Here is a 12,728-nt window from a genome sequence, read left to right as displayed (position 1 = left end):
CCATGAGCCCAGATCACCACAGCGCCCTGATTGAACAACTCAAGCCCCTGATGATGGAGCCGGACTTCAGTGAGATCTTCTTGCAGCTCACCGCCGAAGAGTCCAACTCGACCCGCTTTCTGTTAAAGATGGAAATCCAGCGCCTGGCTTCCCCCTGCCTGAGGATCATTGACCTCAGAGACAAGTCGGAACTGCCCTGCCAGGAGTATCGCTTCGCCGACCAACGCCACTTCCTCGATGACCCGGCCAAAGAGGCCTTTGATGCCGCACTGGCACTGTACCGCAACCAGTACACCATGGGAGTGTACGAGCAGGTGATGGAGGCTCATCGCCAGCGTCGCCAAAAGCTGCAGCAAACGCCCCGCAATCAGGAAGGACAGGGGAATCCCTATCTGGTACCCGGGATTGTGCTGGGGCGCTACTTCAACCGCAGTGAAGAGCGGATGAACTACAGCATCAAGATAGCGGTCTCCCAACCCGGCAGAGAGGAGGTGCGCGGCAATACCGCGGATCTCTCCGTCGGTGGCGCCAGAGTGCGCCTGCCCGCCAGACACAACTTCGATCTCAACCGGCCGCTGCGGGTCAAGCTGCTGGATCTCAGCGATGAATACTATTACCGGGATCTGCAACTCGGGGTCGACTACCAGATAGTCGATGCCCAGACAGAGCAGGACACCTGCTGGATGCGGCTCAAGCGCATCGGCGGCAGCGAACAGTTGGCCGAAATGCTCGCCAGCCTCATTCGCGGCTATAAGTTCCGCTATAAGGTGGATGTCAACGATGTGCTGGTAACCGCCACGGGGATGGGGTTCGAGCGCCATTACCTGGCTCATCTGCCGCACCTGCCGCTGTTTATCGAACAGGACAGCCAAGGCAAGCCTGCTATTGGTGCTCTGCTGCTTAGCCGGGACAATCAGGCACTGCTGCACGATTTCCTCGATGAAGCCGATATCAACCAATTGCCGGGACTGCTGAGCAAGCAGAGACTGACGGCCATGCTCGCCGAGCCGGACAACGCCGACCACAGATTACTGTTCAGCTTTACCTATAATGCCCGTGGTCAACTCTACTTCTACTCTGCCAGCCTCAGCGAACTGAAAAAAAGCCGCCTGCAACCTCTGTTTCTCGGCTTTGGTGCCACCAAGGGCAGTTGGAAGGTTATCCAGGTGAGCCTGGATGCCATAGACCACCAGGGTTCCTACAAGGCCTCCATGCTCCCGGGCGATGACAGCAACTACTCGGCACTGACTGAACAGCAGCTGAGTAAATACAGCCACATATTACAGTTGATGGATGTGACCGACGAACAGGCCGCCGAAGAGTATCGTCGCTGGCCATTCAAGATGGACGCCAATGAGCTCAAGCGTTTCGGCCAAGCCAAAATCACCAGCAACAGTATCCGATTGGTGTCCATGTATTTCAGCGAGCGGCGCCAGGAAGCCAGATTCTCCTTCAAGACCCTGGTCAACATCAGTCAGGGTAAACAGCAATACACAGGGATCACCCATGATATTTCCAGTCGTGGCCTGCAGCTGAACCTGGATGAGAACGCGACTCTCAACCCCAAGGAGCCGCTGCTGCTGAGCTTTCCCAAACTGCAGGAGCTGGCGCCCAAGGCAAAACTTCAGGCGCTGCCCTATCGATTGGTGCGCAGCCGTAAAAACGGTGTCACCCTGCATCTGGCGGCAGTTATGGGCCACACGCCTCATCCGGGCGTGGAGTTTTTACATCGCCTGATAGAGCAAAACCGCGAGAAATTGCAGCAACTGACAGAGGATAACTCTGAGGTCAAAGAACTGGCCGAAGCGATGAAAAACCTCTTGATGCGCAAACTGCATTCAGTGCCTTTCCTTGTGGAAAAAACCGTCAAGTCTTTCCGCTTGTCGGCGCTGGGGGTCGGCGTAGAGCCGGATGCCGTCAGCGACTTGTTCGCCAACAGCAGCGCTGAGCAGTTGCAGTTCAATCTCGAACCTTTACTGCAAGACGGCCGGCTGAAGCGCGACTTTATCGGCCCGATACGGGCGATGAAGCCGCAGATGACCATGGACAGCTTCGAAGTCTTTGTGCAGTTGGTGCGCCAATCCAGCGGCCAGTTGCGGCTACGTTGCACTGCCCGCCATGAACTGGCGGAGCGTCAGGCTCAAGTGGATTTTATCCGTCAGGCGCAGTCGCTCGGCAGCTTTATGGCCTTGAAAGTCTATCGCGGCGCCGCCGGTAAACCGGATCTGGGCTATATCCGCCGCGAGCTGGAATATATAGGTGTCCATGCCAAGCACAAGGCCAAGAAGCTCGAAGAGATGCTGTGGCGGGTAGTGGGCGTTGGCGAGTTTTTGGAGATCACCAGCGAGGTCTTGCTGCGCTACCCGGAATTAAATCCAGAAGCTCAGTCACTGACGCTGAAAAGCTCAAAACCCTGATACCAGGCGAGCACCTTGTTGAAATGATCGTTTGGTGCATCCACATGGGTCAGCATATCCGCATGACCATAGTCGTGGCGATTGCCGTTTTCCCGTGACAGTAAGGTAAAGCAGCTATTTTGCAAGCCGCATTCGGCCATCATATCCAGCACATCTTCCGGGTTGCCGAGCACAGTGTCATTCTGTCCGGCGATAAACCAACTCTTGGGCCAAGTGGCTTTGGCGGCAGCCCGGCCATAGTCGAAACCATCGTCATGATCTATCCAATCACCGCGTACCCAATCTATGCTCTGCTGTAGCGAAGCCCGGCTCTCGTTATCCATGCCCATGCGCCACTTGTCGGCCGCGAGATAGCCGTGACCGGCGGCAATGCCGGGAGCCAGGCGGTTCCAAACGAGATCCACCATCAGCCACTTTTTCAATGACCTGACTCTGATGGTGCGCTTGCTGCCAAAGGTAAGCAGTGATGCCACCGAGGCTTGCAGTTCAGGAAATCGGGCCAAGGCGCTGGCCATCAGCACCCCGCCCCAGGAATGGGCACACCAATGCAGTTTGTCCAGGGATTCGGCCTCAAGCAGATACTGTTGCACCTGGGGCAGTTGTTCACGGATGACCTCGCCTTGTCCAAGCTCAAACCCTCGCGCCAACTTAGGCGTGCTGAGACCGCGACCTGCACTGTCCATTACATAGACGGTAAAGCCCGCCTGGGCCAGAAACGGTGCCAGACCTCGACCTCTGCTGCTGTAAAACACCCGGCCGTTGGACATGGCGCCATGCAACATCAAAATCGGGATCTGATGCCGAAAACCGGCGGCGGGAGAAATTTTCCGAAGATGCAGTTCGCCATCTCGATAAGGCAGAAAGATTGATTGCTGTACAGTTTCCATGGAGTGTGTCGTCACCGGGTTCTATAGCAAAAGCTAATAAATCCCGGTCACAAAAACAAGAGCAATCACTCTAATTCTAACTGTTAACGCTTCAGCGCCCTTGCAGCAAGAAAGGTAATACCTGCAGGCCCAGCTTATTGATCCTGGCCGCAGCCGCCGCAGCCAGCTTAGGTTTGGCATGATAGGCAATACCAAAATCGGCCGCCTGCACCATGGGGATATCGTTGGCGCCATCGCCTATGGCCAGCCTTTGCCCGGCAGCTATCTGCCACTGCTCGGCGCATTTTTTCACCACATCAGCCTTGAAGGCGGCATCCACTACCTGGCCGCTAACCTCGCCGAGCAACTTGCCATCGCTTATTACCAGTTCATTGGCAAAAGCGGCATCCAACCCAAGCAACTGCTGCAGATGGCCAACAAAGGGGGTAAAACCACCTGAGGCCACCACAGTGCGCCAGCCATAGGACTTGAGCTCGGCTATCATGCTCTCAAGCCCGGGGCTCAAGGGCAAGCGGGCACAGAGGTCATCAATAATACTTTGATTCGCGCCCTTGAGCTTGGCCACCCTCTGGCGCAGGCTCTGTTCGAAGTCCAGCTCCCCCTGCATCGCCCGCTCGGTCACTTGTGCCACCTCGGCGCCCACGCCGGCAGCGGCCGCCAATTCATCGATACACTCAATGGTAATGGCGGTCGAGTCCATATCCATCACCAACAGGCCTGGAGTCGAAAGCTGCGGTAAACTCGTTGTCGCCGCAATGGACAGGTAGTCCAGCTCGCAAATTGACTCAAGACGATTCTGCATGGATTGACAGATACCCGCCTCGAGCAGCAACTCGAGCCCATACAAGGATTGCTCGCGCTGCAAAATCGCCACCGCCCTCGGTGCCAACTCGGGAAGCAAATCGGCAACAGCAGCAGCGGCTTTTTCACTGAAGATCAGCCGTAATCGCTCACCCTGAGCATGGTGCCCTTCCTTGAATGCCGGCCAAGTATGCTGCTGCAGACTCAAGACATAGACACCATCCTGACGTTGACTGGCCAACAGGGGAAAAGGTAAGACTGACTCCATGGTCACTGCTCTCCGGCTATCGGGCATACCCATAATCCATTATGATTAGGGAAACACCGAATTTGATTAAGGGACAAAGTATTGTTGTTCAAGGGCCTTAAAAAAAGCCAGAAGATCAGCAGACTGCTGCAGATCGCCATAGCCGTCACTCTGCTGGTCGGCCTGGTCCAGCTGTGGCAGACAAGCCTACTACAAGGGCAGCGGCTTCTGAAGACCCAAACCCAAAAGATGGCCAGATTATTGGTGCAACAAACAGCCTATGGTGCCGCACCGGCGTTGCAACTGCAAAATGATGAGCAGTTGCAGTGGCTGGCCAGCGCCCTGGTGGAAGATCCCAAGGTGATGGCGGCGACTATCTACAGCGAGAATGGCCAGCGGCTATCCTTTGCCCAGGATGTCAGCCCAGAGTTACTGGAGCCGGACTCCCCGGAGCTGGATGATCTGCTGGCGCCCTATCCCCCTTATGTCGAGCCGGTGATCCAGCAAGGTAAAAACCTGGGCTTCGTCGAAGTCAGGCTGGATCCCAAGCTGTTTTTCAATGAGATCAAAGAAGCCCACGAGCTGAATATGGAGCAGCAGCAACTGATGCTGATAGTCGCGGGCTTTATCGGCCTGTTGCTGTCGCGGGCCTTGTCGTTCAAACGCGCCGACTTTGACCGCCGCCGCACCCGGGTCAAGCGCAGGCGTAAAAAGCTTAAACAGCAGGGAAAAGCAACCGCCAAGGAAGCCGCGGATACTGAACCTACTGTCACCGAAAGCCAAGATTCAGCCCCGGATACCGGCGAATCCCAGACCGAGCTTGACGCTGAATTCAACACCAATACGCCTCTCAAACAGGCAGAAAAGCCCGCCAAAGCCATGGCCAGAAAGGCTGCCAGGCCAAAGCACTCGGAGGTAAACACTGAGCCTGGGATTGACAATAAAACAGGGGAAAAGGTCCAAACAGAAACAGGCGCTGAAACTTCAGCGCTCCCAATTGACCCAAGTAACCAAAGAGACCAAAGTAACCAAAGCGAAGCCAAGCAAGCCAACGATAGCCTGATCCCGGATCCTGTCGATGCGGACGATCCCCGCGGTAAACGTCCCTGGCCGGGAGTTGTCCCCAAACGGGAGCCACAAACTGCAGAAGCAAACAAAAAGAACGAGTAGCCCAAGAGCCAGCTTCAGCTGCAGAGCCGCGCTCCAGGAATAAGTGAAAAGGCTTAAAAACAATAAGGGCTCCCGAGGGAGCCCTTATGATGTCAGTTGGTTACCGGATTACAGGGTAATCGCTGCATCCAGCGTCATGACGATCATATCGTTGAAAGTGGTTTGACGCTCATCAGAGCTGGTCTTCTCACCGGTACGGATATGGTCGGAAACAGTTACCACGCAAAGAGCGCGGGCACCGAATTCATGGGCAACACCGTAGAGACCGGCAGCTTCCATTTCCACACCCAATACTCCCATCTTTTCCATCACGTCGAACATTTCAGGATCCGGAGTGTAGAAGAGATCGGCAGAGAACACGTTACCTACACGAATTTTGGTACCGTGAGTCTTGGCTGAGTCGACTACGGCGCTCATCAGCTCATAGTTGGCGATGGCAGCAAAGTCCTGACCTTTGAAACGCAGACGGTTCACCTGAGAATCGGTGCAGGCGCCCATGCCGATGATCACATCGCGCACTTTAACGTCTGTACTGATTGCACCACAGGTGCCTACGCGGATCAGGTTCTTGACACCATAGTCCTTGATAAGCTCAGTGGCATAAATGGAGCAGGAAGGGATACCCATGCCTGAACCCATCACAGAGATACGCTTGCCTTTGTAGGTACCTGTGAAACCGAGCATGTTACGTACGTCGGTAACCTGTTCTACGTTTTCCAGGAAGGTTTCGGCAATGTACTTGGCCCGCAATGGATCGCCAGGGAAAAGTACGGTTTCAGCGAATGCGCCGTCAACTGCATTGATATGTGGTGTTGCCATCGAAATAACCCCGTTAGTTTTATAAAGACTCAAGTCTGTTTATTAAAGACGGCTCCGGCGAGGGAGCCATATCTTGTCAGCGAATAAATGATTCGCCGTATTCCATTGGTTCCAGCTTGAAGTAGCTGGCAATGGATTGGCCGATATCGGCAAAGCTCTTGCGACGCCCCAATGAGCCGGCACTCAAACCTGCGCCATAGGCCAGAACCGGCACATGTTCGCGGGTATGATCTGTGCCTTCCCAAGTAGGGTCGCAACCATGGTCTGCAGTCAGGATAAGCAAGTCATCCTTATTCAGCAGTGCCAGGATTTCAGGCAATCTTGCATCGAAGTATTCCAATCCCCGGGCATAACCTGCCACATCACGACGGTGGCCATAGTGGGAATCGAAATCCACGAAGTTGGTGAAGACTATGGTGTTGTCACCGGCAGCCTTGACCTGCTCCAGTGTAGCATCGAATAGAGCCTCCAGGCCCGAGGCCTTAACCTTGCTGGTGATACCGCAATGGGCATAAATATCGGAAATTTTACCGACACTGACCACTTGGCCGCCGGCGGCTTTCAGCTTATCCAGCACAGTTTTCGCCGGCGGCTCTACCGCGTAGTCACGGCGATTGCCGGTGCGGGCAAAATCGGCGGCGCCGCTGCCAACAAAAGGTCGCGCTATGACTCGGCCGATATTATATGGCTCAAGCTCTTCACGGGCGATTTCACACAAACGGTAGAGGTTTTCCAGGCCGAAGCTTTCTTCATGGCAGGCAATCTGGAACACGGAGTCGGCCGAGGTATAGAAGATAGGCAGGCCGGAACGCATATGCTCTTCACCCAATTCTTCCAGAATCGCAGTACCGGATGCGTGACAATTGCCAAGGAAACCGCTGAGGCCAGCGCGCGCCAGGATCTTATCGGTCAATTCTTTGGGGAAAGAGTTTTGCTTGTCGCTGAAATAGCCCCAATCAAACAGCACGGGAACGCCGGCCATTTCCCAGTGACCACTGGGGGTATCCTTGCCTGAGCTCAGCTCTTCAGCATGGCCATAAGCGCCTATCAGCTCGACATCGGCGTCAAACCCAGGGGCAAACTGACCTGTGCTTTCCATGGCGGCATGTGCCAGCCCCAGACGGCTAAGGTTGGGTAACTTCAGCGGCCCTTCACGGCCATCATTGGCACGCCCTTCGGCACACTCTTTGGCGATATGACCAAAGGTATCTGAACCCAGGTCACCAAACTTGGCCGCATCACCGGCTGCGCCGACGCCGAAGGAATCCAGCATTAAAATAATGGTACGTTTCATACTACTTCTCCTGGAGATCGGCGGCGCGGATGGCGCGATAGATCTCCGGTGTTTTCTCAGGGGCGCTGTCGCCAATGACTATGGCTCTGCGCACCGCGGCAGCGGCTTCTTCGAAGGCGCTTTCTGACTGGGCATGCACCATTGCCAGCGGTTTGTCGGCATTGATTTCATGTCCCAGGGCACAAACCTGTGTCAGGCCGACGCTGTAATCCAGGGCATCACCAGGCTTACGACGACCACCACCCAGAGTGACCACAGCCAAGCCGAGTTCACGGGTATCCATGCTGTAAGCAAAGCCGGAACGCTCGGCATATACAGGACGAATAATCTTGGCTTGGGGCAAGTATTTTTCAGGATGTTCGACAAAATCGACCGGGCCGCCCAGTCCGGAAACCATACGGGCGAAGATCTCGGCGGCCTTGCCATTATCCAGCACGGCGTTGAGCTTACTGCGGGCCTCGGCCTCATTGGCGGCAAGGCCACCGAGCAGCAACATCTCACTACAAAGTCCCATGGTGACTTCGTAGAGGCGCGGATTACGATATTTGCCGGTAAGGAAGTTCACCGCCTCGAGCACTTCGACCGCGTTCCCGGCGCAGGAGGCCAACACCTGGTTCATATCGGTCAGCAGAGCCGTGGTCTTGGTACCTGCACCATTGGCAACCGCAACAATAGAACGAGCCAGTTCCTCGGATGCCTGATAAGTAGGCATAAAGGCGCCGCTGCCCACTTTGACGTCCATCGCCAGCGCATCCAGGCTACAAGCCAGTTTCTTCGACAGAATAGAGGCGGTGATAAGCGGGATGGATTCGACAGTGGCCGTGTTGTCACGAATGGAATAGAAACGCTTGTCGGCAGGAACCAGATCGCCGGTTTGACCGATAATGGCCACACCGACCTCTTTAACCACCTTACGGAATAGTTCGCTGTCAGGCTCAGTCTGATAGCCGGGGATGGCGTCAAACTTATCCAGAGTGCCACCTGTGTGGCCCAGACCACGACCTGAAATCATGGGAACATAACCGCCGCAGGCTGCCGCCATGGGGCCAAGCATCAGGCTGATAACATCGCCCACTCCGCCTGTGCTGTGTTTGTCTATGACAGGGCCGTCGAGCTGCAGGCTATCCCAATTGAGCACAGTGCCGGAATCACGCATAGCCGTAGTCAGTGCGATGCGCTCATCCATGCTCATGTCGTTAAAATACACCGCCATCCCGAATGCAGCTATCTGACCTTCAGACACGCTGTTATCGGTAATGCCTTTGACAAAGAACTGGATCTCCTCCTTGGAAAGCGCCATTTTTTCGCGTTTTTTACGAATTATCTCTTGTGCCAGAAACATAATACTGCCTCCTTTCTACTGCAACCTTGTCTATAAAAGCCGTTACAGTATTGGGGTTGGACGTCAAAATATGTAGTAACTTTATTACAGATACTAGCCAAGTTTTGACGTCACCAAATAGACTTGGATCACAATCAGCGGGGATTAGTAACCTTGAGTCGGTGCTGGAGCGTCAGCCAATTCCAGCGTGTGCAGCAGACTGGCCAGCAGGCTGGATGCACCGAAACGGAAAGTACGGGGTGAAACCCAGTCATTGCCCAGAATACGCTCGGCTGTACCGAGGAATTCAGCGGCTTGGGCGGCATCACGTACACCACCGGCAGGCTTGAAGCCTACTGCGGGGTTCTTTTCACTGATAACGGTCAGCATGATTTCAGCCGCTTCAAGAGTGGCATTGACAGGTACCTTACCGGTAGAGGTCTTGATAAAGTCAGCGCCGGCATCGATAGACAACTCGGAAGCCTTGCGAATAAGCGCCGGGTCTTTCAGTTCACCGGATTCGATGATCACTTTCAAAAGCACCTCGTCACCACAGGCTTCTTTACAGGCTTTGACCAGCTCAAAACCAACAGTTTCGTTGCCTTCCATCAGTGCACGATAAGGGAATACCACATCCACTTCGTCGGCACCGTAAGCGACTGCTGCACGGGTTTCCAGCACGGCGATAGCGATGTCATCATTGCCGTGAGGGAAGTTGGTGACTGTGGCAATACGGATATCATCGGCGCCCATGGCATCCAAAGTCTTGCGCGCGATAGGAATAAAGCGTGGATAGATACAGATAGCAGCAGTATGACCGGCCGGAGTGTTGGCCTTATGACACAGTTCGATCACCTTCTGATCGGTATCATCATCATTCAGGGTAGTCAGATCCATCAGTTGGATGGCGCGCTGTGCTGCTTGTTTTAAATCGCTCATAATTGCTCTCCGAGACATAAAATCAAAGGATTAAAAATCTGTCTTGGCAGCGCCAGAGGGGCTTTTTGTGGTTATTGTTATGGCCGGGCCTTCGGGCGACGCCTGCATTTGACTGCAAATCATCTTTGTAGGGTATTCAACCTTGATAACGAGTATCACGACTTGAATCCTTGAAGACCGGGAAGGGGGAACTCGAGTTCCTTGCCTTGCCGCGAAAAATCCCTTTTAACGCGAGAAATCTGTCAACCTTTACATAAACAAGCTGAACCAGCTTCCGGCTAATATTGCGGGTTCATTGAACCCAACTCACTATAGCTCAGGCTTAGGTAAAGATTAAGTCAGAGCAAAATAAAAACGGGGGTCACCCTAGAGGATAACCCCCCATCTACCATTAGAACTTGTAGGTAGCGCTCAGGTAGTGAGACCAACCTGTAGATTCCAGAGCCAGGGCACCGGCACCGTCTTCAAGCAGGTATACGTCTTTAAAGCCTTTCAGGCCATAGCCCAGAGCGTAACGATCTGAGTGCCAGTACAGGCCGAAGAACACGTTACCACCGTTTGTTGTGGTTGGTACGAAAGCAGTCTTGTCTTCGTCAGCACCGAACTGGTAGTCGATGTAACCCTGGAACGACAGGAAGCTCTTGTTGTCGAAGAAGTAGAAAGGCTTGAACCAGTTCATGGAGAACTGATAACCGTTCCATTCTTTGTTATTCAGGTCATAGTATGCATACAGGTTCATGCCGGTTTTACCCAACCATGGCACCATCACATCAGCACCCACACCCCAGAAAGAGCTGTTAACACCAGTGCCGTCACCATCGTTAACCAGACCGTCCCAGTTGAACAGAGTAGAGAAGTAAACTTCTTGAACTGGGCCGAAAGACAGGTCTTTATTGAATACTGCATCCATGGAGATACGTGGTGCAAACTTCATGAACAGCTTACTTTTACCTGAACCTGGGTTTTTGTCACCGTTATTGGTGTACTGGTTACCCAGATTAAACACATCAACGTAACCGTACAGATCGAAAATACCTGAACGACCACCGAATTCCATTTCCAGGTAGTTGTGCTGATCACCTGAAGCTGGGTTTTCAGGCTTCTCACCGATAGAGTACATCAGGTTGAACTGCATCCATTTGTAGTCACTGGCGTGCAGGTCAGAACGATCAGCGGCGTAGGCATTGCCTGACATGGCAGCGACCGCTGTAGCGGCTAAAGCTAAAGTTTTAACGTTTTTCATCATCAACCCCATTCATCTTTGGTTCTCGCTACCCTCTTGGAGCAGCATTCTTTTAATTGGCGCCCGCATTCTACCTTCTCCATCCAAAACTACAAGAAAGACAAAATAAAATACGAACACTAAATTTTATATTTGAACAAAAGTACCCATTTCACTCACTAGTCAGAAATATCTGCACTCTTGTTCTGCTCATGTTGCCTACCTAAGTGGGCACAGGAGCCAAGCAAAGCTAATTTGGAAATCGATTGGGTTAACAAGAGGCCTGCGAATTCAGGCCTCTGTTCACTACCGTCTTACAGTGCCAGGAACAAACCGGCCAGAGTCGCACTCATCAGGTTAGCCAGAGAACCGGCAACCACAGCGCGCAGACCCAGTTTAGCCAGATCGTGACGACGATTTGGTGCCATGGCACCCAAGCCGCCCAGCAGAATTGCGATGGAAGACAGGTTAGCGAAGCCACACAGAGCGAAAGAGATAATCGCCTGAGTACGGACTGTCATTGGCGCCTGAGTTTCAGCCACACACATAGGCAACTCTTTAGTGACCTCAGCGGCAACGGCAGTACAGCTCATAGCTGCATCATGGATGTAGGGTGCGAAGTTCATGTAAGCCACAAACTCGTTGACCACTATCTTCTGACCGATGAAAGAACCGGCAACCATGGCTTCATTCCAAGGCACACCGATGAGGTAAGCCAGAGGCATAAAGATATAGCCAAGGATCAGTTCCAAAGTCAGGTTTTCCATGCCGAACCAACCGCCGATACCACCTATGATGCCGTTGATCATGGCAATCAAACCGATGAAGGCCAGCAGCATAGCACCAACGTTCAGTGCCAGGTGCATACCGGAAGAAGCACCGGCAGCGGCAGCATCAAGTACGTTGGCAGGCTTGTCTGGATCTTCAGGCAGCTCATCCATGTCGTTCTTGGCAGTTTCAGTTTCAGGATGCATCAGCTTGGCCATCAACAGACCCGCAGGTGCCGCCATGAAAGAAGCCGCAACCAGATACTGGATAGGTACACCCATCTGTGCATAACCGGCCAAAACAGAACCTGCGATAGATGCAAGACCACCCACCATAATGGCGAACAGCTCAGATTGAGTCATGGTTGGAATAAAGGGACGAACCACCAGAGGCGCTTCGGTCTGACCCACGAAGATGTTGGCTGTGGCAGACATGGACTCGGTACGGCTGGTGCCCAGGGCCTTCTGCAGCGCCCCACCCAAAATACGAATGATCCACTGCATGATGCCCAGATAGTAGAGCACAGCGATCAGAGAGGAGAAGAACACGATAACCGGCAGCACGTTCACTGCGAAGATAAAGCCAACTTTGAAGTTAGCCAAATCACCAAACAGGAAGCTGATACCATTTTGTGCATAACCGATAACACTGGAAACAGCATCGGATACGTTCTTGAGAACGTCCTTACCGAACGGCACGTACAAGACAAAACCGCCCAATGCAGCCTGAATTGCCAGTGCACCACCGACAGTTCTAAGATTGATTGCCTTCTTGTTGTTGGACAACAAGAAACCAATCGCGAGTAGGGTGACCACCCCTACCAAGCTCATAAGTATATTCATT

General features: G+C 53.4%; 10 protein-coding genes. 2 read left to right on the top strand and 8 right to left on the bottom strand.

Annotated features, from left to right (window positions below; all coding sequences use genetic code 11):
• Positions 1–2 precede the first annotated feature (2 nt).
• Positions 3–2,417, top strand: coding sequence for a PilZ domain-containing protein (locus E1N14_RS05780; protein WP_062793365.1), 2,415 nt, complete (start codon positions 3–5; stop codon positions 2,415–2,417).
• Here E1N14_RS05780 and E1N14_RS05775 read toward each other — a convergent pair.
• Positions 2,384–3,304 carry an alpha/beta fold hydrolase gene (locus E1N14_RS05775; RefSeq protein WP_037436698.1) on the bottom strand — a complete coding sequence of 307 codons (921 nt, stop codon included), beginning with the start codon at positions 3,302–3,304 and terminating at the stop codon, positions 2,384–2,386. The two genes, E1N14_RS05780 and E1N14_RS05775, sit on opposite strands and share 34 nt — an antisense overlap.
• A gap of 91 nt (positions 3,305–3,395) precedes the next feature.
• Positions 3,396–4,373, bottom strand: coding sequence for a phosphoserine phosphatase SerB (serB, locus tag E1N14_RS05770; RefSeq protein WP_025009946.1), 978 nt, complete (start codon positions 4,371–4,373; stop codon positions 3,396–3,398).
• An 81-nt stretch (positions 4,374–4,454) separates the two neighbouring features.
• Here serB and E1N14_RS05765 point away from each other — a divergent pair, with 81 nt between their 5' ends.
• Positions 4,455–5,522, top strand: a complete 1,068-nt coding sequence (locus tag E1N14_RS05765) for a YtjB family periplasmic protein (RefSeq protein ID WP_081782894.1) — start codon at positions 4,455–4,457, stop codon at positions 5,520–5,522.
• A gap of 108 nt (positions 5,523–5,630) precedes the next feature.
• Here the strand turns inward: E1N14_RS05765 and deoD are convergent, their stop codons facing one another.
• The 6 genes from deoD to E1N14_RS05735 form a co-directional block, all read right to left on the bottom strand.
• Positions 5,631–6,341 carry a purine-nucleoside phosphorylase gene (deoD, locus tag E1N14_RS05760; protein ID WP_025009945.1) on the bottom strand — a complete coding sequence of 237 codons (711 nt, stop codon included), beginning with the start codon at positions 6,339–6,341 and terminating at the stop codon, positions 5,631–5,633.
• Positions 6,342–6,417: 76 nt separating this feature from the next.
• Positions 6,418–7,635, bottom strand: coding sequence for a phosphopentomutase (locus tag E1N14_RS05755; RefSeq protein ID WP_025009944.1), 1,218 nt, complete (start codon positions 7,633–7,635; stop codon positions 6,418–6,420).
• A 1-nt stretch (position 7,636) separates the two neighbouring features.
• On the bottom strand, positions 7,637–8,977 hold the full coding sequence (gene deoA, locus E1N14_RS05750) for a thymidine phosphorylase (protein WP_025009943.1): 1,341 nt from the start codon (positions 8,975–8,977) through the stop codon (positions 7,637–7,639).
• A gap of 144 nt (positions 8,978–9,121) precedes the next feature.
• Entirely contained in the window at positions 9,122–9,895 is a 774-nt protein-coding gene (deoC, locus tag E1N14_RS05745; protein WP_025009942.1) for a deoxyribose-phosphate aldolase, read from the bottom strand.
• 391 nt (positions 9,896–10,286) lie between these two features.
• Positions 10,287–11,138 (bottom strand): nucleoside-specific channel-forming Tsx family protein, encoded by an 852-nt coding sequence (locus tag E1N14_RS05740; protein ID WP_025009941.1) that lies wholly within the window; start codon positions 11,136–11,138, stop codon positions 10,287–10,289.
• A gap of 293 nt (positions 11,139–11,431) precedes the next feature.
• Positions 11,432–12,727 (bottom strand): NupC/NupG family nucleoside CNT transporter, encoded by a 1,296-nt coding sequence (locus E1N14_RS05735; protein WP_025009940.1) that lies wholly within the window; start codon positions 12,725–12,727, stop codon positions 11,432–11,434.
• Between the last annotated feature and the right edge of the window lies 1 nt (position 12,728).

The sequence above is a fragment of the Shewanella algae genome, assembly GCF_009183365.2.
Taxonomy (GTDB): Bacteria; Pseudomonadota; Gammaproteobacteria; order Enterobacterales; family Shewanellaceae; genus Shewanella; species Shewanella algae.
The sequence above is the reverse complement of the archived record's forward strand: the minus strand, read 5'-3'. Positions and strand labels throughout refer to the sequence as shown.